General features: G+C 73.0%; 21 protein-coding genes. 10 read left to right on the top strand and 11 right to left on the bottom strand.

All coding sequences use genetic code 11. The features are described from left to right. The first annotated feature begins 108 nt into the window (after window positions 1-108). Window positions 109-642: a DUF1697 domain-containing protein gene (locus IC607_RS15540; RefSeq protein WP_191788311.1), complete on the top strand. Its 534-nt coding sequence runs from the start codon at window positions 109-111 to the stop codon at window positions 640-642. A gap of 27 nt (window positions 643-669) precedes the next feature. On the opposite strand, the gene IC607_RS15535 is transcribed toward IC607_RS15540, so the two are convergent. Beyond that, a complete protein-coding gene (locus IC607_RS15535) occupies window positions 670-1,707 on the bottom strand; it encodes a lytic polysaccharide monooxygenase (RefSeq protein ID WP_370526306.1) in 1,038 nt (345 codons plus the stop codon). Window positions 1,708-1,967: 260 nt separating this feature from the next. On the opposite strand from IC607_RS15535, the gene IC607_RS15530 reads away from it, so the two are divergent. The 4 genes from IC607_RS15530 to IC607_RS15515 all read left to right on the top strand — a co-directional run bounded on the left by IC607_RS15530 (window position 1,968) and on the right by IC607_RS15515 (window position 6,193). Then, window positions 1,968-2,894: an ATP-binding cassette domain-containing protein gene (locus tag IC607_RS15530; protein ID WP_191788309.1), complete on the top strand. Its 927-nt coding sequence runs from the start codon at window positions 1,968-1,970 to the stop codon at window positions 2,892-2,894. After that, on the top strand, window positions 2,891-4,096 hold the full coding sequence (locus IC607_RS15525) for an ABC transporter permease (RefSeq protein WP_191788308.1): 1,206 nt from the start codon (window positions 2,891-2,893) through the stop codon (window positions 4,094-4,096). Before IC607_RS15530 ends, IC607_RS15525 begins: the two co-directional genes overlap by 4 nt. Before the next feature lie 21 nt (window positions 4,097-4,117). Beyond that, window positions 4,118-4,561, top strand: a complete 444-nt coding sequence (locus tag IC607_RS15520; protein ID WP_191788307.1) for an HIT family protein — start codon at window positions 4,118-4,120, stop codon at window positions 4,559-4,561. 75 nt (window positions 4,562-4,636) lie between these two features. Continuing rightward, complete coding sequence (locus IC607_RS15515) at window positions 4,637-6,193, top strand: molybdopterin-dependent oxidoreductase (protein WP_191788306.1); 1,557 nt, start codon at window positions 4,637-4,639, stop codon at window positions 6,191-6,193. Window positions 6,194-6,245: 52 nt separating this feature from the next. Here the strand turns inward: IC607_RS15515 and IC607_RS15510 are convergent, their stop codons facing one another. The 5 genes from IC607_RS15510 to IC607_RS15490 all read right to left on the bottom strand — a co-directional run bounded on the left by IC607_RS15510 (window position 6,246) and on the right by IC607_RS15490 (window position 11,060). Beyond that, on the bottom strand, window positions 6,246-7,631 hold the full coding sequence (locus IC607_RS15510) for an MFS transporter (protein WP_191788305.1): 1,386 nt from the start codon (window positions 7,629-7,631) through the stop codon (window positions 6,246-6,248). A 163-nt stretch (window positions 7,632-7,794) separates the two neighbouring features. Next, window positions 7,795-8,910 (bottom strand): sulfate/molybdate ABC transporter ATP-binding protein, encoded by a 1,116-nt coding sequence (locus tag IC607_RS15505; protein ID WP_225225124.1) that lies wholly within the window; start codon window positions 8,908-8,910, stop codon window positions 7,795-7,797. Further along, the gene (locus IC607_RS15500) at window positions 8,907-9,725 is read right to left on the bottom strand and encodes an ABC transporter permease (RefSeq protein ID WP_191788304.1); all 819 of its coding nucleotides are present in this window, start codon (window positions 9,723-9,725) and stop codon (window positions 8,907-8,909) included. The genes IC607_RS15505 and IC607_RS15500 overlap by 4 nt, the downstream gene beginning before the upstream one ends. Before the next feature lie 58 nt (window positions 9,726-9,783). Then, entirely contained in the window at window positions 9,784-10,638 is an 855-nt protein-coding gene (modA, locus tag IC607_RS15495; RefSeq protein ID WP_225225123.1) for a molybdate ABC transporter substrate-binding protein, read from the bottom strand. 20 nt (window positions 10,639-10,658) lie between these two features. After that, a complete protein-coding gene (locus IC607_RS15490; protein WP_191788303.1) occupies window positions 10,659-11,060 on the bottom strand; it encodes a TOBE domain-containing protein in 402 nt (133 codons plus the stop codon). A 100-nt stretch (window positions 11,061-11,160) separates the two neighbouring features. Here IC607_RS15490 and ppk2 point away from each other — a divergent pair, with 100 nt between their 5' ends. Next, complete coding sequence (ppk2, locus tag IC607_RS15485) at window positions 11,161-11,994, top strand: polyphosphate kinase 2 (RefSeq protein ID WP_191788302.1); 834 nt, start codon at window positions 11,161-11,163, stop codon at window positions 11,992-11,994. A 40-nt stretch (window positions 11,995-12,034) separates the two neighbouring features. Further along, window positions 12,035-13,402: a Na+/H+ antiporter NhaA gene (gene nhaA / locus IC607_RS15480; protein ID WP_191788301.1), complete on the top strand. Its 1,368-nt coding sequence runs from the start codon at window positions 12,035-12,037 to the stop codon at window positions 13,400-13,402. 3 nt (window positions 13,403-13,405) lie between these two features. On the opposite strand, the gene IC607_RS15475 is transcribed toward nhaA, so the two are convergent. The 4 genes from IC607_RS15475 to IC607_RS15460 form a co-directional block, all read right to left on the bottom strand. After that, window positions 13,406-14,239 carry an SDR family NAD(P)-dependent oxidoreductase gene (locus tag IC607_RS15475; RefSeq protein ID WP_191788300.1) on the bottom strand — a complete coding sequence of 278 codons (834 nt, stop codon included), beginning with the start codon at window positions 14,237-14,239 and terminating at the stop codon, window positions 13,406-13,408. Then, window positions 14,236-14,757 carry a DsbA family protein gene (locus IC607_RS15470; RefSeq protein ID WP_191788299.1) on the bottom strand — a complete coding sequence of 174 codons (522 nt, stop codon included), beginning with the start codon at window positions 14,755-14,757 and terminating at the stop codon, window positions 14,236-14,238. The genes IC607_RS15475 and IC607_RS15470 overlap by 4 nt, the downstream gene beginning before the upstream one ends. Window positions 14,758-14,798: 41 nt before the next feature. Continuing rightward, a complete protein-coding gene (locus IC607_RS15465) occupies window positions 14,799-15,350 on the bottom strand; it encodes a methylated-DNA--[protein]-cysteine S-methyltransferase (protein WP_191788298.1) in 552 nt (183 codons plus the stop codon). 73 nt (window positions 15,351-15,423) lie between these two features. Then, a complete protein-coding gene (locus IC607_RS15460; RefSeq protein WP_191788415.1) occupies window positions 15,424-16,896 on the bottom strand; it encodes a mechanosensitive ion channel family protein in 1,473 nt (490 codons plus the stop codon). 135 nt (window positions 16,897-17,031) lie between these two features. On the opposite strand from IC607_RS15460, the gene IC607_RS15455 reads away from it, so the two are divergent. Both IC607_RS15455 and IC607_RS15450 read left to right on the top strand, forming a co-directional pair. Continuing rightward, complete coding sequence (locus IC607_RS15455; RefSeq protein ID WP_191788297.1) at window positions 17,032-17,859, top strand: DNA-3-methyladenine glycosylase; 828 nt, start codon at window positions 17,032-17,034, stop codon at window positions 17,857-17,859. A gap of 151 nt (window positions 17,860-18,010) precedes the next feature. Next, window positions 18,011-19,048 carry a DUF4349 domain-containing protein gene (locus tag IC607_RS15450; RefSeq protein WP_191788296.1) on the top strand — a complete coding sequence of 346 codons (1,038 nt, stop codon included), beginning with the start codon at window positions 18,011-18,013 and terminating at the stop codon, window positions 19,046-19,048. A gap of 66 nt (window positions 19,049-19,114) precedes the next feature. Here IC607_RS15450 and IC607_RS15445 read toward each other — a convergent pair whose 3' ends face one another. After that, a complete protein-coding gene (locus IC607_RS15445) occupies window positions 19,115-21,016 on the bottom strand; it encodes a cytochrome c biogenesis protein DipZ (RefSeq protein ID WP_225225122.1) in 1,902 nt (633 codons plus the stop codon). A gap of 159 nt (window positions 21,017-21,175) precedes the next feature. Between IC607_RS15445 and IC607_RS15440 the strand changes: the two genes are divergently transcribed. Beyond that, a complete protein-coding gene (locus IC607_RS15440; protein WP_225225121.1) occupies window positions 21,176-21,862 on the top strand; it encodes a fasciclin domain-containing protein in 687 nt (228 codons plus the stop codon). Window positions 21,863-21,917: the final 55 nt, after the last annotated feature.

Genomic DNA, 21,917 nt, shown 5'->3' with positions numbered 1-21,917 from the left:
CGGGACGCACCCAGCGCGCGGTCGCGGTGGGACGGGTCGCGGTAGGACGGGGCGGGTGGGTGGCGCGTCGCGGGGGCGGGGGTGGGTGGCGGGTGGGACAGTTCCGGCATGGGAGTCGTGGTGGCGCTGCTGGGCGCGGTGAACGTGGGTGGGCGCAAGGTGACGGCGGCGCCGATGCGCGCGGTCGCCGAGGGACTCGGCTACGAGCAGGTCGCCAGCTACGTCAACAGCGGCAACCTGGTGCTCGTCTCGTCGGACGCGGCGGCGAAGGTCGAGGGTGCGCTGACGAAGGCTCTGTCCGACGAGTTCGGCTTCCGCATCCCCGTCCACGTGCGGACTCTCGGCCAGTGGGACGCGATCGTCGAGGGCGTCCCGTTCCCCGACGAGGTGCGCGACGACCCCTCCCACCTGGTCGTGTACTGCTGGGACGGCGCGGTCGGGCGCACGTCGTTCGACCCGTCCCCCTACGGGCGCGAGCGCGTGGAGTGGTCCGGGCACGAGTGCTACGCGTACTACCCCGACGGCATCGGGCGTTCCAAGCTGACCCTGCCGGTGCTGCGCAAGGCCACGGGCCAGGACGGCACCGCGCGGAACTGGAACACGGTGCTCGCCCTGGCCCGGTTGGCCCACGAACGGGCCTGACGTCCGCCCGTCACGCCCGCCTCTGCGTCAGTGGGTGTGGCACATCACCGTCATCCCCTGGCCCGTGCCGTTGGCGATGAAGCCCGCCGTCGTCGTCCCGCCCGCCGGGACGGCGCTGTTCCAGGCCGCGCTCGTGATCGTGTTGGCACCCGCCAGGGAGCCGTTCCACGCCTGGGTCACGTCGGCACCCATGATCATGACGTGCCAGCCGGTCAGCGCGATGGTGCCCGCCTTGACGGTGACCTCACCGACGAACGCGCCCGACCAGCTGTTGACGGCCCTGACCGTCGCGGAGCACTCACCGGCCGGCGGTGTCGTCGGGCTGGTGGTCGGGGTGGGAGTCGGCGTGGGCGTCGGCGTCGGCGTGGGTGTCACGGTCGGCGTCGGCGTGGGTGTCGGCGTCATGGTGGCGGTCGGGGTCGGTGTGGGCGTCGAGCCCGTGCCGTTGATGATGATGTCGCTGCAGATGTAGTACGACTGGTCCAGGTGGCTCGCCTGCCAGATCGTGTAGATCACGGCGCGGCCGGAGCGCCCCGTCAGGTCGAGGTCGGTCTCGTACAGCCCCGTCGTCGGGTACCTCCCCGTGACCTGGACCAGGTCGAGGTCACCCCAGCCGATCGGTTGGGTGGTCGGGTCGAAGCCCTGCTTCGTGACGTAGATGCGCAGGTAGTCGGCACCGTGCTTGGCACTGTCGGTCAGGGTGAGGTGGAACTTCGGGGCGACGGTCTTGGCGGTCCAGGCCCCGGGCTTGTCGAGCGCCGCGTACCGACCGTCGAACGTCCGGCCTCCCGAGCAGAGCTGGCCGTCGGGGATGGCGGCCTGGTGGTTGCCCGCGACGCCCTCGCGGAACAGGCCGTTCCAGTTCCACATGGCGTTCGGCTCGGCCTGGAACGCCTGCCAGCACATCGGGTCGACGTCGGCCATCTTCGGGTTGAGGTGGTCCGAGCCCCACCTCTCCCAACAGCCGTAGTTGCGGCTGGGCGGATCGGTGACGGATCCGTGCGCCGATGCGGGCCCCGCCGGGAGCGTCACGGCGATGCCGGTCAGCAGCGCTGAGAGCAGCACCGTCAGCAGTGCCGCGGCGCGCGTTCTGGGTCGTGCGGAAGGACGTGCGAGGACATGCATGGTCTTCCTCCATCTCGAGCAGTCGTCGTTGACTTCCCGGGCGCCCGGCCAGTCCACGTCGTCGTCGCGCGTCCGGGGCATGCCTCTCGACCGTCCGCCCGCGGGAGCGCGGGCGCCAGGCCGCGAAACGTTTCAGCGGAGGAGGATCGGCTTCCCCAAACTCTTGGCACGATGTCGGGACCATGTGATGGACTCGGCGGGTGGCCACGCTCGAGATCGACGCCCTGAACAAGTCCTACGGGTCCCTGCAGGCGCTGCGGGACATGTCGTTCGCCGTGCGCGCCGGGGAGATCTTCGGGTTCGTCGGGTCCAACGGGGCCGGCAAGTCCACCACCATGCGCATCACGCTCGGTGTGCTGGCGGCGGACTCCGGGCAGGTGCGGTGGGACGGTGCGCCCATCGACCACGAGACGCGTCGGCGGATCGGCTACATGCCCGAGGAGCGAGGCCTGTACCCGCGCATGAAGGTGGCCGACCAGCTCGTCTACCTGGCGCGGCTGCACGGCATGGACGCCGCTCGGGCCCGGGAGTCGATGGAGCACTGGACGCAGGTGCTGGGCATCGAGGAGCGCCGGGGCGACGAGGTGCTCAAGCTCTCGCTCGGCAACCAGCAGCGGGTCCAGCTCGCGGCCGCACTGGTCCACGAGCCCGACATCCTGGTGCTCGACGAGCCGTTCTCCGGGCTCGACCCGGTCGCCGTGGACGTCATGAGCGGCGTGCTGCGCGAGCAGGCGGACCGCGGCGTGCCCGTCGTGTTCTCCTCCCACCAGCTCGAGCTCGTGGAGCGGATCAGCGACCGCGTGGGCATCGTCCGTGCCGGGTCGATCGTCGCGACCGGCGCGATCGACGAGCTGCGGCGGACCGAGGAGACGCGCTGGCGCGTGGTCGGACCACCGGCCTCGCGCTGGGCCGGCGGGATACCGGGCGTCCGGGTGGTCGCGGACGACGACGGTACGAGCCTCGTCGAGGCGGGACCCGGTGCTGCGGCGGACACCGACCAGGCGCTGCTCGCGGCGGCCCTGGCCGTCGGGCCCGTCCGCGAGTTCGCGGTCGTGCGGCCGACGCTGACCGAGCTGTACCGCGACGTCGTCACGGCCGACACCCAGACCGAGGCGGTGCCGGCATGAGCGAGCTGCGTCCCCTCGGCACATCGGCCACCATCCGCCTGGTGGCCGGACGCGAGATCCGGACCCGCATCCTGTCCAAGGCGTTCCTGCTGCTCACCGGCGTGTTCGTCGTCGCCGTGGTGCTCGGCGGCCTCGTCTTCAAGCTCGTCGGCTCCGACCCGGACCCGGTCGCGATCGGCGTGCTCCCCGACGCGTCGGGCGTCTCCCAGCAGATCAGCGACACCGGCAAGGCCGTCGGCGTGGACGTCAAGGTGACGGACGTGCCCGACGCCGCCACCGCCCGCTCGGACCTGCGCGACGGAACGCTCGACGCGGTCGTGGTGTCCACGTCGCCCACCCTCGCCGTGGAGGTGCACGAGGAGGTCGACGACCAGGGCAAGGCCCTGCTCGGCTCCCTGGCACAGCAGCTCGCGCTCGCCGGCGCGGTGACAGACCTGGGTGGCGACCCGGCGACGGTCGCGCAGACCGTCGCGACAGCGGCCCCCGACGTGACCGTCCTGGACCCGAAGGAGCCGCGGGACGGCGGCCAGATCGCCGCCGGGTACATCGCCGGGATCCTGCTGTTCATCACGCTGATGAACGCCGGCCAGCTCGTGGCCCAGGGCGTCGTGGAGGAGAAGTCGAGCCGCGTCGTCGAGCTGCTGCTCGCGACCGTGCGCCCGTGGCAGCTCATGGCCGGCAAGGTCCTCGGCATCGGTGCCGTCGGGCTGCTGCAGCTCGTGGCGATCGTCGGCGCCGGCGCCGCGTCCGTCGTCGGCTTCGGCCTGCTCGACTCGACGTCCCTCGACATCGGCACCGCGGCGCTGTGGGCCCTGGTCTGGTTCGTCATCGGCTTCACCAGCTACGCGCTCGCGCTCGCCGCGCTCGCGAGCCTCGTCTCGCGGCAGGAGGACATCGGCTCCGTGACGGGCCCGGTGATCGCCTTCATGGTGGTGCCCTACGTGATCGCCGTCAGCGTCGCGCCCTGGGACCCCGACAACCCGCTGGTCAAGGTGCTCTCGTTCGTCCCGTTCGCGTCGCCCCTGGTCATGCCGGTGCGCATCGCGCTCGGCACGGCCGCGGCGTGGGAGAACCTCGTCGCGATCGCCCTGTCGCTCGCGCTGCTCCCGGTCCTCGTGTGGTTCGCCGGCCGCGTCTACTCCGGGGCCGTCCTGCACGCCGGCGGTCGGTTGTCGATCAAGCAGGCGCTGCGCGGGCAGTGAGCCCGGCCGTAGGTTGAGGTCATGAGCACGCTGTTCACCAAGATCATCGAGGGCCGGATCCCCGGCCGGTTCGTCTGGGCCGACGACGTCGTCGTCGCCTTCACCACCATCGCGCCGATCACCGACGGGCACACCCTGGTGGTCCCGCGCCAGGAGATCGTCCAGCTCACGGAAGCGCCCGACGACGTCCTGGCGCACCTGATCACCGTCGCCAAGACCATCGGGCTCGCGCAGCAGGCCCAGTGGGACGCCCCGCGGGCTGCTCTGCTGGTCGCCGGCTTCGAGGTCCCCCACCTGCACCTGCACGTGCTGCCGGCGTGGGACGAGGCGAGCCTGTCGTTCGCGAACGCGCGCGCGGACGTGCCCGCCGACGAGCTCGACGCGGCGGCCGAGCGTGTCCGTCAGGGTCTGCGCGACGCCGGTCACGGCGAGCGCGTCCCGGCGTCGCTCACGTCGGCCGGCTGACGATCACCCCCTGGCGCCCGACGCCCGCGCCGCGTTCCCTCGGTGCATGACGGACGATGGGAGGCGGAGGTACGGATGCCAGAGGTAGGAACGACTGCACGAACGACCACGCCGACCGGCCTGCCGACCGGCCTGGCGGCGCTCGCGGGGATCGCCGCGGGGGCTGTGACCGTGGGTGTCGGCAGCCTGGTCGCGCTGTTCACCGGTGCCTCGACGAACCCGCTCACCGCGGTGGGCGCCACGTTCGTCGACGCGACACCGGCGTGGCTCAAGGAGTTCGCGACCACGAACTTCGGCACGAACGACAAGCTGGTCCTCGGCATCGGCGAGGTGATCGTGCTCGCCGGCCTCGCCGCTCTGGCCGGCATCCTCGCGGCGCGCCGATGGGCGTGGGGCGCCGTCCTCGTCGTCCTGCTCGCCGCCGTCGCCGGGCTGGCCGCGCTGTCCCGCCCTGACGCGGGCTCGCTGGCCGCCGTGCCCAGCGTCGCGGGCGGCGTCGCCGGGCTCATCGCCCTGCGGCTGCTGATCGACAGGCTCCCTGCGGCAGCGAGCGACGACCGCGCACACGCCCGCACCGATCGTCGCTCGTTCCTGCTCGCGACGAGCGCCGCAGCCGGGCTCGGGGTCGTCGCAGCGGTCGTCGGGCGATCCGTCGGCGCCGCCGGACGCGCCGCCCGCGCGGCTCGCGCCTCCCTCACGCTCCCCCCGCCCGCCACGTCCGCGGCGCCCGTGCCCGCAGGAGTCCAGGTGGCGGGCATCGAACCGTGGGCCACACCGCCCGCGGACTTCTACCGCATCGACACGGCCCTCGCGGTCCCCCAGGTGGACCCGGCTACGTGGGAGCTGCGCGTGCACGGCCTCGTCGAGAACGAGGTCACGCTCACGTGGGACGAGCTGCAGGCCGCCGACCTCGTCGAGGCGTGGGTGACGCTGTGCTGCGTGTCCAACCCGGTGGGCGGCGACCTCATCGGCAACCAGCGCTGGCTCGGCATGCCGGTGCGCGAGCTGCTCGCGCGCGCCAAGCCCCACGCCGACGCGGACATGGTGCTGTCCACCTCCGCCGACGGGTTCACGGCGTCGACGCCCATCGAGGCGCTCACCGACGACCGCGACGCACTGCTCGCCGTCGGCATGAACGACGAGCCGCTCCCGATCGAGCACGGGTTCCCCGTGCGCATGGTGGTCCCCGGTCTGTACGGCTACGTGTCGGCGACCAAGTGGGTCGTGGACCTCGAGGTGACCCGGTTCGCCGACAAGACCGCCTACTGGACCGACCGCGGCTGGTCGCCGCAGGGGCCGGTCAAGACGCAGTCGCGGATCTCGGTGCCGCGTTCCGGCGCGGAGGTGAAGGCCGGCGACGTCGTCGTCGCCGGGACGTCCTGGGCGCAGCACCGCGGCATCACGCGGGTGCAGGTGCGCGTCGACGACGGTGCGTGGCAGGACGCGGACCTGGCCGACGACGGCGGCATCGACACGTGGCGGCAGTGGAGCTGGCGCTGGCCCGCGACCGCCGGCCACCACCGCCTCTACGTGCGGGCGTTCGACCCGGACGGCCCCCAGTCGGGCCGGAACGTCGACGTGATCCCCGACGGCGCGGAGGGCTACGACCAGGTCGGCGTCGACGTCACCTGATCCTGGGCACGCCGACGCGGGCCGGGCTCGCCCAGCCCGCGTCGGGCGACGATCAGATGACGGTCGAGCCGAAGCGCGAACCGCGGCGCTGGTAGACCGCCCAGACCGTGATGGCCATGACCGCGTACAGGCCGACGATCACCCACAGCGCGGCCTGGATGTTGCCGGTGTGGTTGGTCGAGTAGGCGAAGCCGCGCGGGACGAGGAACCCGCCGAACGCACCGACGGCGCCGGCGATCCCGAGGCACCCGGCCGCGGCCTTGGCGCGACGGGCCCGCTGCTCGTCGTCGGTGATCCCGTGCCGGAAGACGGCGGGGATCATCCGGTACACCGACCCGTTGCCCGCGCCGGTCGCGACGAACAGCACGAGGAACGAGGCGAGGAACGCCCCGAACTCGTGCGCCCGGAGGGCGAAGATCGCGCTGACCGTGCCCGCAGCCATGACGGCGAACGCCGCGATGGTGACGCGCGCGCCGCCCAGCCGGTCGGCGAGCCACCCGCCGGCGGGCCGTGCCACCGACCCGACCAGGGCACCGAGGAAGGCGATCGAGACCGTGACCTCGGGGAACTGCGCCTTGAGCAGGGTCGGGAACGCACCGGAGAACCCGATGAACGAGCCGAACGTGCCGATGTAGACGAACGAGATGATCCAGGTGTGCCGCGACCGCGCGGCCACGCCGTAGGAACGCGGGTCGGACTTCGCGTGCGACAGGTTGTCCATGAACCGCCAGGCCAGCGCGGCGGCGATCAGGATCAGCGGGACGAACATCCAGCCCGCGCGCTGCAGCTCGACGCCGGCGGCGCCGACGATGACGAGCGGCACCGCGAACTGCACGGCCGCCGTCCCGATGTTGCCGCCCGCGGCGTTCAGGCCGAGCGCCTTGCCCTTCTCCCTGTCCGGGTAGAAGAAGGAGATGTTGGCCATCGACGACGCGAAGTTGCCGCCACCGAGGCCCGCGAGCGCAGCGACGAAGAGCAGCACCCCGAACGACGTCGACGGGTTCTGCACCGCCAGCGCGAGCGCGACGGTCGGGATCAGCAGCAGCCCGGCGGACACGATCGTCCAGTTGCGGCCACCGAAGACAGGCACCGCGAACGTGTACGGAATGCGCAGCGTCGCGCCGACGAGGCTGGGCACGGCGATGAGCCAGAACATCTGGTCGACGCTGAGCGTGAAGCCCGCGTCGGGCAGGTGCGGCACGACGATGCTCCACACGGCCCAGACGGCGAAGCCCAGGAACTCGGCGAACACCGACAACCCCAGGTTGCGGCGCGCGACCGGCCTGCCGACGCTCGTCCACTGGGCGCCGTCTTCCGGGTTCCAGCCGTCGATCCACCGGCCGGGTCTGTGGGTGAGGGATGCACCGGACGACGGGGCGGGTGCGAGGGGGGACGCGTCGGTCTCGACGCCTTGCGTGTCGACGAGCGGCGTTGCCATGAGGGCCTCCGGGAGCGGATGGGTTGCTCGGATGCGACGACGCTACGAACGCGATGTTTCCGCCCCGGACGCGCCGGTGTTGCACCTTGCGAACCATTCGCGCACCGCGCGCGTCGGGCCGCTGTGAGGTTGGTGGTGCCAGTCCGACGGGTGCCGGCGGTGCTCAGGCGTCCGGCAGAGCGCGCAGCCGCGCCGCCGACGAGGCCACGGCGAGGCGCAGCGGCGCCCCGAGCCGCAGGTCGAGCGTCGCCGCGTCGGCCGGGGCGAGGTCGACCAGCACGTCCCCGGTGGTGCGGACACGGACGGCCGCGGGACCCGGTTCGACGTCGACGACGACGGAGTCCCACCCACGGTCGGCCACGCCGACGACGCTCACCGCGGCGGGCGGGAACGTCAGCTGGGCGCGGGCCCCCGGCACGGGCTCGCCGCCCGCTGCCGTGACGACGCCGGCGAGCGGCAGCCGTGGCCCGTCGTCGCCGACCAGGACGCGCTCGCCGTCGTCGACCACCGTCCCGGCCATCAGGTTCAGGCCCGCGAGCGCGGCGGTGAACGCGTGCACGGGGTCCGTGAGCACGTCGAGCGGCGTGCCCTCCTCGACGACCACGCCGTCGTGCAGCACCAGCACGTGGTCGGCGAGGGTCAGCGCGTCCACCACGTCGTGCGTCACGAGCACCGCCGCCGCCCCGGTCCCCCGCACCTGCTCGCGCACAAGGTCACGCAGCTCGGCCGCGGTACGGACGTCGAGCTGCGCGAACGGCTCGTCGAGCAGCAGCACCGACGGCCGGGCCGCCAGCGCGCGGGCCAGGGCGACACGTTGGCGCTGGCCACCCGAGAGCTGACCGGGGCGCCGGTCCGCGAACCCGTCGAGCCCCACGGCGGCGAGCCACTCGTCGGCCGACCGCCGCGCCTGCGCCCGACGGACACCCGCGGCGCGCGGCGCGAACGCGACGTTCTCCCGGACCGACAGGTGGGGGAAGACCAGCGCGTCCTGCCCCAGCAGCACCGCCGAGCGGCGCTCCGCGCCCACGTGCACACCGCCGGCCGTGTCCGTCAGAACGCGGTCGCCGCTCGTGATGCGGGCGTCGTCGACCGCCAGCAGACCTGCCAGCGCACCGAGCAACGTCGACTTGCCGGCACCGTTGGGGCCGACGACCGCGACGATGCCGCCCGGTCGGGCCTCGATCGCCACGTCCAGCGCGAAGTCGCCACGCCGGACGCGCACACGTCCCCGGAGGACCTCGCCGCCGCTCATCCGACGCTCCCAGGCCGCGTCGCTCATCCGACCCTCCCGGGCCGCCATGCCCGCGCGACCAGCAGCACGACGATCGCCGCGGCAACCAGCAGCAACGACAGCGCGACGGCTGCACCCTGGGTGACACCGGCGCCGTTGAACGCGGAGTAGATGGCGAGCGGCATCGTCTGCGTGACGCCGGGGGTGTTGCCGGCGAACAGAGCCGTGGCACCGAACTCACCCAGGGCGCGGGCGAAGCAGAGCACCGTCCCGCTCACCAGGCCGGGCGCGACGAGCGGCAGCGTGATGCGCCACAGCACCGTCCACCGGCTCGCGCCCAGGGTCGCGGCGACCACCTCGTACTGCGTCCCGGCGGTGCGCAGTGCGCCCTCGAGCCCGAGCACCAGGAACGGCATCGCCACGAAGGCGCCGGCGATCACCACGGCAGCCGTCGTGAACGGCAGCCGGATCCCGAACCAGGCGTCGAGCGACTGGCCGAGCAGCCCTCGACGGCCCAGCAGGTACAGCAGCGCGATGCCGCCCACGGTCGGCGGCAGCACGAGGGGCAGCGTGACCAGCGCGCGCAGCACCTCCGACACCCAGCCGCTCGCACGCGCCAGCAGCACGGCGAGCGGGACGCCGAGCACGACGCAGATCGCGGTCGCCACGAGCGACGTGAGCAGGGAGAGCCGCAGCGCGGCGAGGGCCGCCGGCGACGTGATGTCGGACAGCAACGACGACCAGTCCGCGCGCACGACGAGTGCGACGACGGGCAGCACGAGCAGTCCGACGGCGAGCGCCGCAGGAGCCCACAGCAACCGAGGTGCGCCCAACCCACCGACGTCGCCGGGCCCGGTGCGCACGGCGCGAACCGTGCCGGGTGCGCTCGTCACGCCGGGCCGACCCGACCCGCAACCGTCGTCACGGCGCGGCGAATCCCTTGCGCTCCAGCACCTTGCGCCCCTCGTCGGACAGCACGAGGTCGACGAACGCCTGCGCGGTCGCCTCGTCGTGGCCGGACGCGCGGGTGTCGTCCCCGAGCACGGCGATCGGGTACTGGTTGACCACCTTCGCGGCCTCGGCGAACTCGACGCCCTGGACGGAGTCCCCCGCGCGCAGCACGTCCGTCTTGTAGACCAGACCCGCGTCGGCCTCGCCGGACTCCACCTTGGTCAGGACGGCCGTGACGTTCTGCTCCTGGCTGGAGGGCTTGAGCGTCACGCCGGCGGTGTCGAGCACCTGCTTCGACGCCGCGCCGCACGGTACCTCGGCGGCGCAGACCACCACGGCGCCGCCGTCGGACGCGACCGTGGCGAGGTCGGCGAGCGACGTGATCTTCTTCGGGTTGCCGGGCGCGACGACGATCGCGAGCGTGTTGGTGGTGAAGACCGTGGGGTCGCCGGCGACGAGCTTCGCGTCGACGACGGTGGTCATGTTCTTCTCGTCGGCCGACGCGAACACGTCCGCGTTCCCGCCGCCCACGAGCTGCGTCGCGAGCGTCGACGAGCCGTCGTAGGTCACCGGGTCGACCTTCACGCCGGGATGGTCGTTGGCGAACATGGCGGTCAGCTCGTCGAACGCCGGCTGCAGCGACGCCGCCGCGAAGACCGTCAGGCCGCCGGTGAGCGCGTCGCCGCTCGCGCTCGTCGACGGTGCGTTGTCGGAGGACGCTTCGTCCGACGACGAGCAGCCGGCGAGCAGCAGGACGGCGGCGAGCGCAAGGCCGGTGGTGGTCCGGGCGGGGACCATGGTCGTCCTCCAGGTGGTGGGGTGCATCAGATGAGGGGTGCGTGACGTCATCGGGTGCCGCCCGTGGTCTCGACGACGACGGTCGTGGCCTTGACGACGGCGGCGGCGCGCGAGCCGACCTCGAGGCCCAGCTCGCGGACGGCCTCGCTGGACATCAACGACACGACGCGGAACGGCCCGCACTGCAGCTCGACCTGCGCCATGACCGTGTCGGCCGTGATCGCGGTGACCAGGCCGACGAACCGGTTCCGGGCCGAGCTGTGGCCCGCGTCGGGGTCGTCGGGCCGCCGCGAGCGCTCGACGGCGAAGGCCGCGAGGTCGGCGCCGGCGATCGTCGTGCGCGACGACGAGGTGTCCGCCGCGAGCGCACCGGCATCGATCCAGCGACGCACCGTGTCGTCGCTGACGCCCAGCAGCGAGGCGGCCTCGGAGATCCGGAACTGAGTCACGTCGACGATCCTAGTGCCGCATCTGCGGCACGACGCGCGCGGTCGATCCGCAACTCAGGATCCCCGGCGGACACGACCCTGGACACGGTACGTTCCCGTCATGGCGAAGAAGCACGCGACCATGAAGCTGAAGAACTCCGTCTACGAGGCCGAGCTGTACCGGCTCCAGGCCGAGCTGGTGAAGGTCCAGGAGTGGACCAAGGCCACGGGCGCCCGGATGGTCATCATCTTCGAGGGCCGCGACGCCGCCGGGAAGGGCGGCACGATCAAGCGCCTGACCGAGTACCTCAGCTCGCGCACCGCCCGCGTCACCGCGCTGCCGGCACCGACCGAGCGCGAGAGGTCGCAGTGGTACTACCAGCGCTACATCGCCCACCTGCCGGCTGCGGGCGAGATCGTCATCTTCGACCGCTCCTGGTACAACCGCGCCGGGGTCGAGCGCGTCATGGGGTTCTGCACGCCGCAGGAGTACGCGCGGTTCATGCGCCAGACGCCGATGTTCGAGGAGATGCTCATCGAGGACGGCATCCTGCTGCGCAAGTACTGGTTCAGCGTGTCCGACTCCGAGCAGCTCAAGCGGTTCCGGTCGCGCCTCAAGGACCCGCTGCGGCAGTGGAAGCTGTCCTCGATGGACCTCGAGTCGATCTCCCGGTGGGAGGACTACTCGCGCGCGAAGGACGAGATGCTGGTGCACACCGACATCCCGGCGAGCCCGTGGTTCATCGTCGAGTCGGACATCAAGAAGAACGCGCGCATCAACATGATCTCCCACCTGCTCTCGACGATCCCGTACACCGACGTGCCCGAGGAGAAGATCGAGCTCCCGGACCGCCCGGCCCCGTCGGGCGGCTACGACCGCCCGCCGCGCGAGATGTCGACGTACGTCCCCGACCACGCCGCCGTGCTGATGGGCGACCGCGAGAAGGACCTCTGACCCCGTTGCGTCGGGCGGCCTGACCTGCGACGTTGAGGGCATGACCTCCTCGTCGCCCGGGCCCGCGCTGCGCGTCCGGGTGCCGGGCGTGTCCCCGTCCGTCCGGGACTTCCTGGTCACCGAGGCCGGCTCCGCGGTCTTCCTGCTCGCGGCGACCGTCCTGGCGCTCGTGTGGGCCAACGTCGCCGCGGACTCGTACGAGGCGTTCTGGACCACTGCGGCGGGCATCCATGTCGGCTCCTGGTCACTGGACCTGGACCTGGAGCACTGGGTCAACGACGCCGCGATGGCCATGTTCTTCGCGGTCGTCGGGCTGGAGATCTCCCGCGAGGTGACCCGGGGCGAGCTGCGCGACCGCCGCACGGTGGCCGTCCCCGCGCTCGGTGCGCTGGGCGGCGTGCTCGTCCCCGTGCTGATCTACCTGGCGTTCACGGCCGGCACCGACGCCGCGCACGGCTGGGGCGTCGTCATGTCGACCGACACCGCGTTCCTGGTCGGCATCCTGGCCCTGTTCGGCCCCGCCTGCCCCGACCGGCTGCGTCTGTTCCTGCTCACGCTCGCGATCGTCGACGACATCGTCGCGATCACCGCGATGGCGGTCTTCTACTCCGAGTCGGTGTCCCTGACCGCGCTCGGGCTCGCCGCGCTGTGCGTGGTCGCGATGCTCGTGCTGCGCTGGCTGCGCGTGTGGCAGCTGCTGCCGTACGTCGTCGTCGGGGTGCTGCTGTGGCTCGCGGTGCAGGCCTCCGGCGTCCACCCGACGCTCGCCGGCGTGCTCGTCGGGCTGCTGGTGCCGGCGTCCGTGCCGCGGCGCGAGCACGTCGAGGCCGTCACCGGCTACGCGGGCGACCTGGTGCAGGAGACGACGGCCGAGCGCGAGCACCTGGCCGAGCTCGCGGCCCGGGCAGCCGTCCCGACGAGCGACCGGCTGCAGCGCATGCTGCACCCGTGGAGCGCGTACGTGGTGGTGCCGCTGTTCGGCCTGGCCAACGCGGGCATCACGCTCGACGGCGACGTCCTCGCGGACGCCGCCCGGTCACGGCTCAGCATCGGCGTCGCGGTCGCGCTGGTGCTCGGCAACGCGGTCGGCATCTCGGGTGCCGCGACGATCGCCATCCGCGCCGGTCTCGGCGAGCTGCCGGGCCGCGTGCGGTACGGGCACCTGCTGGGTGGCGCCGTGCTGGCCGGGATCGGGTTCACCATCTCGCTGTTCATCGCCCAGCTCGCGTTCGACGACCCGCACCAGCTCGCCGAGGTCAAGATCGGGATCCTGGCGGGTTCGCTGGTCGCCGCCGTGCTCGGCTCGATCCTGCTGCGCTGGCTGGGCGAGCGGCTGCCCCTGTGCTCACCGGGCGCGGACGGGCCGCCCCCGTCCCTCCCGCCACTGCCGTGGGGCGTGCAGGTGTAGCGCTCAGGTGATCGGGTCGTCGTCGCCGTACCGCGGCAGGCTCAGGGTGCGTGCGGCGCCGGCCGTGATGCGGTCCGAGGCGGCCAGCAGCGAGTCCACGGTGTCGGTGCCCGCGCGGACCAGGCGCCCGGACAGCGCGTCGAGGGTCCCCTCACCGAAGGCGACGACGAGCTCGACGACGTCGTCGAGCGAGGTCCATGCCTGCCGCCCCGCATGCAGCGGCATCGCGGTCGTCATGTCCGTCCGCACGTGCCCGGGGGCGAGGTCGAGCACGCGGATGCCCCGGTCGCGGTACTGCGCGTCGAGCATCGTCGTCAGCCGGGCCAGCGCACCCTTGCTGATCGAGTAGCCCGTGTACGCGGGACCCGGCCGGTAGCCCGCGCCCGAGCTCAGGTTGAGCACCCGGCCGCCACCCGCGGCCAGCATCCCCGGGAGCACGGCGTGCGTGACCAGCAGGGGTCCACGCACGTTGGTCTCGATGACGCGCCACGCGTCCTCGACGTCGTCGTCGACGAAGTCCGTCTCCCGGCCCTCGATGATGCCCGCGTTGTTGACCAGCAGCCCGATACCGTCTGCGCCCGTCAGCTCGGCCAGGTCCGCCTCGGCCCGCGCCACCGCGTCCGCGACCGCCCTCGCGTCGACGAGGTCCGCGGCGGCGCAGGTCGCGAGCCCGCCGTCGGCGCGGATCTGCGCGGCGACGTCGTCGAGGTGCGCGCGCGTCCGCCCGACGAGGGCCACGGCGAAGCCGGCACGCGCGAGCCCGAGCCCGATGCCGCGGCCGATCCCCCGCCCCGCGCCCGTGACCAGCGCCGTGCGCGGCGACGCCCCGCCCGTCACCGCGACGCCTCCGCGACGGCCGCGCGCAGCACGTCCAGGGTCGGTTCACCCGGGACACGGGTGCCGTCGACGAAGATCGTCGGCGTCCCTGCCACACCCGCCGAGATGCCCGCGAGGTAGTCCGCCTCCACCGCGGGGGCGAACTGCTGCGCCGCCACCCCTGTGAACGGCCCCGGGTCGAGACCCAGCGTGGACGCCCGCCGCCGCAGGTCCGGGTCCGCCAGGTGGTCCTGGTCCGCGAACGCCACGTCGTGGAAGTCCCAGAACCTGCCCGCGACGGCTGCCGCCTCCGCGGCGAGCGCCGCGGTCAGCGCGTGCGGGTGCACCTCGAACAACGGGAAGTGGCGCCACACCAGACGGACGCCGCCCTGCGACTCGTCGACGAGCCGTCGGAGCACGGGCGCCGCCGCGCGGCAGTACGGGCACTCGAGATCGCCGTACTCGACGACCGTGACGGGTGCGTCGGGGTCGCCGTACACGTGTCGGTCGAGGTCGAGGGGGTCGTAGCCGTCGGTCATGGTTCGAGCATGCCCTGTCCGGGCGGCCGGGACGAGCACGCTCAAAACAGCAGCGCGCTCTCGAGGTCCAGCAGGTACCGCTTGCGCTCGATCCCGCCCGCGTACCCGGTGAGGCTGCCGTCCGCACCGATGACGCGGTGGCACGGCACGACGATCGCGAGCGGGTTGCGCCCGTTCGCGGCACCGACGGCCCGCGAGCTGGTGCGCGGGTCCACGCCGATCTCGAGCGCGAGCTCGCCGTAGGACCGGGTCTGCCCGTACGGGATCCGTAGCAGGCCCTCCCAGACCAGCCGCTGGAACGGGGTCCCGTCCAGGTGCAGCGCCAGGTCGAACGCGGTGCGCTGGCCCGCCAGGTACTCGCCCAGCTGCTCGGCGGCCGCCTCGAGCCCGGTCGGGTCCACGAGCCCGTGCTCGCCCCGCGCCGGCGTCCCGTCGAGCTCGGGCAGCAGCACCGCGCTGAGCACGCCCGACGTCGCGACGAGCGTGATCGGCCCGAGCCGCGAGTCGATCACTGTGCTGGTCCGCGAGCTGGTCCGCGAGCTGGTCCGTGAGCTGGTCACCGTGCGGGCCCCCGTGCTGGTCAGCGTCGTCATTCCGGTCTCCTGGTCGTCGGGCGGTCCGTCCGCCCTCCCTGGTGCAGACGCTCCCGGGAGGGCGGATGTGAGGTCAGCGCTTCTCGTCGTCGTCCGGACGCCCCGCGAGGTCGTCGTCCGTCCGGTCCGTGACCTCGACGTGCTCCGCATGCTCCTCGCGCTCGTCGATGGCGTCCTGCCCGGGGCCCTGGAAGCTGCGCGAACGCTCCATGGCCTCGATGCTCCCGGTGAACAGGCGAGAGTGCGAGCCGGTGGGCCGGATCGCCTGCGTGTCGTCGGGAGAGACCGCCGGCAGCACACGCGTGTCGTCGACGGCAGACCGCCCCGCGCGCTCCAGCACGGCGACGCGTTCCGGCGCACCCCCCTTCTCGGACGCCCGTTCCTCCTCCGGCGCCGGTCGCCGGGCGGCCCGCGGTGCCACCTGGTCGCGAGGCTGGGCGGGCTCGGGCGCGGCGCCCTGCTCGAGGCGCACCTTCGGCATGGTCTGCGGCGCCTCGCGCTGCGCCCACTCGACGAGACCCTCACGCACGTAGCAACGCAGGTCGAACAGCGTCGGCGCGTCGACGGCGCTGGCGAGTGCGCGCACGCGCACGTGCCCACCCACCGCGTCCACGACCTGGAGGATCCCGACGCGGCGGTCCCAGAGGTCGGTGTCGTCGAGCAGGCGCGTCAGCTCGTCGCGCATGTCCTGGACCGGGACGTGCCAGTCGACGTCCAGCTCGACGGTGCCCAGCAGGTCGGCAGCGCGCCGCGTCCAGTTCTCGAAGGGCGTCGTCGTGAAGTACGTCGACGGCAGGATCAGACGCCGGTCGTCCCACGCGTGCACCACGACGTAGGTGAGCGTGAGCTCCTCGATCCGGCCCCACTGCCCGTCGACCACCACGACGTCGTCGACGCGGATGGCGTCGGTGAACGCGAGCTGCATGCCCGCGAAGACGTTGGCCAGCGACGACTGAGCAGCGAGGCCGGCGACGATCGACAGCACGCCCGCCGAGGCCAGCAGGCTGGCCCCGAAGGCGCGGGCGGACGGGAACGTCAGCGCGATCCCTGCGGCGGCGCACACGACGAGGACCGCGACCGTCACGCGCCGTAGCACCTGGACCTGCGTGCGGACGCGGCGGGCGTGCCGGTTGTCCTGCACGTCGGTGCGGTACCGCACCAGGGCGGCGTCCTCGAGCACGAAGGCGAGGCTGCCGATGAGCCACGTCAGCGCGACGATCAGCGCGATGAGCAGCACGTGCTCGAGCACCCGCACCCAGTGCGCGTCGTCGGTCCCGGCGCGCAGCCCCAGCCAGAGCCCGACGATCACGAGGACCGACCGCATCGGCAGCCGGGACCGCTTGGTGAGGTCGGCCGCCACGAGCGAGCGGCGCGCGATGCGCCGCACCACGGCCCCGATCACGACCGACAGCGCCAGCGCCACCACCACCCCGACGACGAGGGACACGACGAGGAGGAGCACGTCGACCGCACCCTCGGTCGCCTGGTCGGCATCGGCGGCCCACGGAGCCGCGGACCACAGGTCAGAAACACGGAGAGATCCCATCACCGCGCCACCGTACGTGCCGGGCCTGACAGGACCGCCCAGGTCGGCACCGGCCCCGCAAGGCTTCACAAGCCCTCCTCGCGCGGCGCATACCGACGACGCATGCAGTGGTCGCAACGAGGCAGACTCACCGGCATGGACGTCGCGCTCGATCCCGGTCCCATCCTCGGATCGCTCGTCGCGCACGCGGTGCCGGGCGTGGAGGCGGTCGACGCGTCCGCCGGCACGGTGCGCCGCGCCGTCCGGTTCACGACGGGGCCTGCCGTCGTCGACGTGCGGCTGGGCGCGGACCGCGTCGAGGTCGACGCGGCCGGCGCACCTGCTGCCGAGGTCGCCGCTCTCGTCGAGCGGTGGTTCGGCCTGCGCGACGACCTCGACGCGGTCCGGGCGCACCTGGGGCGCGACGCGCGCCTCGCTCCCCTGGTCGCCGCCCGGCCGCACCTGCGTGTGCTCGGCCACCCCGACGGGTTCGAGGCAGCGGTGCAGACCGTGCTGGGGCAGCAGGTCTCGCTCGCCGCCGCGCGCACGTTCACCGGTCGGTTCGCGGCCGCGTACGGCGAAGCGGGGCCAGGCGGGCTGACGCTGTTCCCGACGCCGGCCGCCGTGGCGGGACGCTCGCCCGACGAGCTGCAGGCCGCCGTCCGCGTCACGCACGCCCGCGCCCGCACCCTCGCCTCCCTGGCCGAGGCGTGCGCGGGCGGTCTGGACCTGCGACCCGGGGCCGACCACTCCGACGTGCGCGCGCGGCTGCTGGCGCTGCCGGGCATCGGACCGTGGACCGTCGACTACCTGGCGCTGCGGGTGCTGGGCGACCGCGACGCCTTCCCGAGCGGCGACCTGGTGCTGCGGCGCGCCCTGGGCGTCGACCACGCCCGCGACGTCGTCGCCGCGGGCACGGCCTGGGCCCCCCTGCGCGCGTTCGCCGCCCAGCACCTGTGGACGTCGACCGCGTACGCGATCTGACGCGGCCCGGCGTCCTGGACTGCGCAAACGCGCAGACGAACGATCGGTTGACAGCGCGACGGTCCCGATCTGGTGACGGCCCGGTCACCGTTGCGCGGCGAATGCGCGAAACCAGCCCCGACCGCGCCGGCACGCCCCTAGCGTCACCTGCATGACGACCACGACGCCACGACGCAGCACCCGGCGCACACCCGGGATCACCGTTCTGCTCGCCACCGGGGCGCTGACGCTCGGCCTGCTGGCCGGCTGCTCGGCGAGCTCCGACGACGCGGGGTCGGCGTCCGACTCCGTTCCCCGGTCCGCGGCACAGGGCTTCGCCGACGAAGGCGGCGACGGCTCGGCCGACTCGGCGGCCGCGGAGTCCGCGACGCAGGAGCGCCAGGTCGTCCAGACCGGCACGGTGTCGATGCGCGTCAAGGACGCCGCGGCGTCGACGCAGGCGGTCGTGACGCTCGTCGAGAGGTCCGGCGGCCGGATCGACGACCGGTCCGAGCAGGCGACCACGGACGAGTCCGGCGGCAGCGCGAACCTCGTCGTCCGGGTCCCGGCGGACAAGGTGGACGCGACCATCAAGGCCCTCAAGGACCTCGGCACGGTCGACTCGGTGGACCTGAAGGCGACCGACGTGACGGGCGCCGCGCAGGACCTCGACGCCCGCATCCACGCGCTGCAGATCTCCGTGACCCGGATGGAGGACCTGCTCGCCAAGGCCACCACCAGCAAGGACGTCATCGATGCGGAGAGCGCGCTGACCGAGCGGCAGTCCAGCCTCGAGGAGCTGCAGTCCGAGCGCGCCCGCCTCGCGGACCAGGTGTCGCTGTCCACGCTGACCATCGACATCTACGGCCCGGACGTCGCGCCGCCGGTCCAGACCGAGGGGCCGAGCAACTTCTTCGACGCCCTCGCGGTGGGCTGGAGCTCGCTCGTCGACGTCATCAAGGGCGCGGTGATCGTGCTCGGCGTGCTGCTCCCGTGGCTCGTGCTCGCGGGAGCCGTCGCGGCCGGCGTGGTCGCGTTCGTCCGCTGGCGCCGGAAGCGCCGACCGGAGCGCCCCACCCGTGGTCCGCAGGGCCCCGTGCCGGCGTACGCGCTGCCCGGGGTGCTGCCGACCTCCGCCCCGCAGGCCCCCGCGCAGCCGACCGGGCCGCCCGCGGCGCCGCCCGCGTCCGCCGACGACGTCCAGGACTGACGCGGACCCGACTCCCGCCGCAGTCCTCGGCCTGTCGCCGCGGCGGGAGTCGAGCTCGGGAGACGGTCAGCCGAACGTGAAGGAGAACGCCTGCACTCCAGGGGAGACCTCGAGCTCGACGCTGCCCTCGCCGACCGCATCGGCCCGGACCAGCGGGTAGGACCGCGGCGACCCGGTGACGTCGAACGTGTCGCGGCCGGTCTCGGCGCCGTCCGCGTCCCGGCGGACCACGGTCACCGAACCCGACCCGCCCAGGACCGACTCGACGACAGCCGCGTGGTAGTCCATCCGCAGCACGGCGTCCTCGCGGGCGGTGGCACCCTGGTAGTCCGTGGTCCACGTCCCGCCGAACGCGACGGTGTCCGGCTTCTGGTCCTGCGGCAGCGTCGCCGTGAAGTCGCCCTCCTTGTAGTCGCCGTCGACGTTGCGGTGCTTGCTGACGGACAGGAACGTCTCCGGCGTGATGTCACCCTGCGGGGTCGTGTCGCCCACGGTCGTCTCGCCGGGCAGATTCACCGAGGGGTTCGCTTCCTCCAGCAGCTCGCGGATCAGCTTCTCGGTCTGCGCGTAGCCGCCCTCGCCCTGCGACACCTGCCGCACCTGGCCGGTGGCGTCGATGAGGTAGTGCGCCGGCCAGTAGCGGTTCCGGTACGCGGTCCAGGTGGCGTAGGAGTTGTCCTGCGCGACGGGGTAGGTGATGCCGAGCCGCTTCGCACCGTCGACGACGTTGCGGGTCTCCCGCTCGAACGCGTACTCGGGCGTGTGGACGCCGATCACCACGAGGCCGTCGTCGGCGTACGCCTTGTCCCAGGCCGTGACGTGCGGGACCGAGCGCTGGCAGTTGATGCAGGAGTAGGCCCAGAAGTCGAGCAGGACGACCTTGCCCTTGAGGTCGGCGAGCGTCAGGGCCGCACCGTCGGGCGTGTTCAGCCAGGTGTCGATGCCCCGGATCTCGGGGGCGGGGCCGCAGTCCTCGAGAGTGGCCGAGTTGTTGTGGCAGCGCGACAGGCCCTCGTTCTCGGCGGTCGTCAGGCCACCGAGGTTCAGCTGCTCCTGCACGGTCTTGCTTGCCGCCACCTTCGTCTGCAGCTCGTCCGTGTAGCCGGGCAGCGCGCGCTGGATGGAGTCGGTGACGTTGAACGACAGCGCGAGCGCCAGCGCCAGCATCAGGGCGCCGCCCACCTTGCGGACCGTCGCCTGGTGGGAGCGGAAGGCCGCGATGCGCTCCGCGACACGGCGGCCCGCGAGCGCGAGGATCAGCAGCGGGATCGCCGCGCCGAGCGCGAAGGCGACGGTGAGGACCACGGTCCCCAGACCGATGGTTCCCGTCGCCCCGGCGACCGTGATGGCCGCGAGCACCGGCCCGGCGCACGGCACGTACACGGCCCCCAGGCCCAGGCCGAGCACGAACCCGCCGCGCCCCTGGCCCGGCGCTCGCTTGGGGGTCAGTCGCTGGAACGGCCGCTCGATGATCTCCTCGAACCGGGGCACCAGCAGGCCGATGCCCAGGATCGCCAGCACCGCGATGCCGGCCCATCGCAGCAGGTCCTGCGGCAGGCCCAACAGGTTGAGCACCAGGGTCCCGACGAGCGTCACCAGCGTGAAGCTCGTGACGAGGCCGGCGATGACGAGGTAGGGACGCGCGGACTCACGCCGCGTGGGCGCGGCCGGCGTGGGCCGTTCGGCGAGCGCGACTCCGCCGGTCGTCGGGCCGGTCGTCGGGTCACCCGCCCGCACCCCGGCTCCCCCGGCTCCCCCGGCGAGGAACGACGGCTGGGCCATCGCTCCCACGGCGCCGGCCGCGCCGGCACCGCGGGTGGTCGCGACCTTGATCGGTGAGCGTGAGGAGCGCGCGTTCTCCACGCCTCCCGCGAAGAAGACGACGGGCAGCACGGGAAGGATGCACGGGGAGATCCCCGTGATCAGTCCTCCGACGAGGCCGATGAGCGCGAGCGTGAGCAGGTCCATGGCACGAGTTCGCCACCGCGGGCGCCTCGGATGGGCCGACGAAGGGTCGAAAAACTGCTCGCCGATCCGACCCATCCACCCCGCCGCGGGCGCCGAACCTCGCTCGACAGTGGACGCCGGGACCACCCCGGGGTCACGACAGATCGAGGGAGACCCACCATGCGTACCACAGCTCGCACCCGCATCGCCGCCGTCCTGCTCGCCGGGGTCACCGGCATCGCGCTGACGGCCTGCAGCTCGGACAGCGACAGCTCGAGCGACGCCGGCGCCTCGTCGCCCGCCGCGATGGAGACCCCCATGGACTCGTCGTCGCCCATGGCGTCCGACGACAGCATGGGCACGATGGACCCGGCCGCGGACCTCGTCGGCAGCGGCTGCGCCGCCTACGCCGCGCAGGTGCCCGACGGCGCCGGCTCCGTGCAGGGCATGTCCACCGACCCGGTGGCCGTGGCAGCGTCCAACAACCCGCTGCTCACCACGCTGACGGCCGCGGTCTCCGGCAAGCTGAACCCGGACGTCAACCTCGTCGACACGCTGAACGGCGGCGAGTTCACGGTGTTCGCACCGGTCGACGACGCGTTCAAGAAGATCGACGCCGCGACCATCGACGGCCTCAAGACCGACAGCGACACCCTGACCAAGATCCTCACCTACCACGTGGTGCCCGGCCAGATCTCGCCCGACAAGATCGACGGCGACCACAAGACCGTCGAGGGTGGCACGGTGAAGGTCACCGGCTCCGGCGACGACATCATGGTCGACGGCGCCAAGGTCATCTGCGGCGGCGTCCACACCGCCAACGCGACCGTCTACCTCATCGACTCGGTGCTGATGCCCTCGATGTGACCACCGGTCCAAGACCCCCGCACCCATCCCACCGGGTGCGGGGGTCTTGCCATGC

The sequence above is a fragment of the Cellulomonas sp. JH27-2 genome (assembly GCF_014837175.1).
Lineage (GTDB): Bacteria > Actinomycetota > Actinomycetes > Actinomycetales > Cellulomonadaceae > Cellulomonas.
This window is presented reverse-complemented; position numbering and strand designations above follow the sequence as displayed.